1 protein-coding gene is annotated in these 1,353 nt (G+C 73.1%); it reads left to right on the top strand.

The window, feature by feature from the left end:
* A partial coding sequence (locus GT042_RS06790) for a DEAD/DEAH box helicase (protein WP_161307800.1) occupies positions 1-1,353 on the top strand: 1,353 nt, incomplete at both ends.

Genomic DNA, 1,353 nt, shown 5'->3' with positions numbered 1-1,353 from the left:
TCCGGCGGTTCGAGCCGCAACGGCGGCTCCGGTGGCTCCTACGGGCGCCGCCCCTCCGCCGTCCAGGGCGAGTTCGCCCTGCCGGTCACCCTCACCCCGGCGCTGCCCGCCGTGACGAGCTTCGCGGAGCTGGACATGCCGTCCGCGCTGACGGACATGCTCACCAGCCTCGGCATGAACGAGCCCTTCCCCATCCAGGCCGCCACGCTGCCGAACTCGCTGGCGGGACGGGACGTCCTGGGCCGGGGCCGTACCGGCTCCGGCAAGACCCTCGCCTTCGGCCTGGCCATGCTCGTCCGTACGGCGGGACAGCGCGCCGAGGCGAAGCAGCCGCTCGCCCTGGTCCTCGTCCCCACCCGCGAGCTGGCCCAGCAGGTCACCGACGCGCTCACCCCGTACGCCCGGTCGCTGCGCCTGCGCCTCGCCACGGTCGTCGGCGGCATGTCGATCGGCCGCCAGGCCGGCGCGCTGCGCGGCGGCGCCGAGATCGTCGTCGCCACCCCGGGCCGCCTCAAGGACCTGATCGACCGCGGCGACTGCCGTCTGGACCGGGTCGCCATCACGGTCCTCGACGAGGCCGACCAGATGACCGACATGGGCTTCATGCCCCAGGTCACCGCGCTGCTCGACCAGGTGCGCCCCGACGGACAGCGGATGCTGTTCTCGGCCACCCTCGACCGCAACGTCGACCTGCTGGTCCGCCGCTACCTGCACGACCCGGTCGTCCACTCGGTCGACGCCTCGGTCGGCACGGTCACCACGATGGAACACCACGTCTTCCACGTGCACGGCGCCGACAAGTACGCCACCACGACGGAGATCGCGGCCCGTGAGGGCCGGGTGCTGATGTTCCTGGACACCAAGCACGCCGTCGACCGGCTCACCGAGCACCTGCTGAACAGCGGCGTGCGCGCCGCCGCGCTGCACGGCGGCAAGTCCCAGCCGCAGCGCACCCGTACGCTCGCCCAGTTCAAGACGGGCCACGTCACCGTGCTGGTGGCGACCAACGTCGCCGCCCGTGGCATCCACGTCGACGACCTCGACCTGGTCGTCAACGTGGACCCGCCCAGCGACCACAAGGACTACCTGCACCGCGGCGGCCGTACCGCCCGCGCCGGTGAGTCCGGCAGTGTCGTCACCCTGGTGCTGCCGAACCAGCGCCGTGAGATGACCCGCCTGATGGCCGACGCGGGCATCACCCCGCAGATCACCCAGGTGCGCTCCGGCGAGGCCGAGCTGAGCCGTATCACCGGCGCGCAGGCGCCGTCCGGTGTCCCCGTCGTCATCACCGCGCCCGTCTCCGAGCGCAAGCGCGGTACGTCGGCGGGCCGCGGTCGCGGCCGTACCGGCGGC

It is taken from the genome of Streptomyces sp. SID3212 (genome assembly GCF_009865405.1).
Classification (GTDB): Bacteria; Actinomycetota; Actinomycetes; order Streptomycetales; family Streptomycetaceae; genus Streptomyces.
This window is presented reverse-complemented; position numbering and strand designations above follow the sequence as displayed.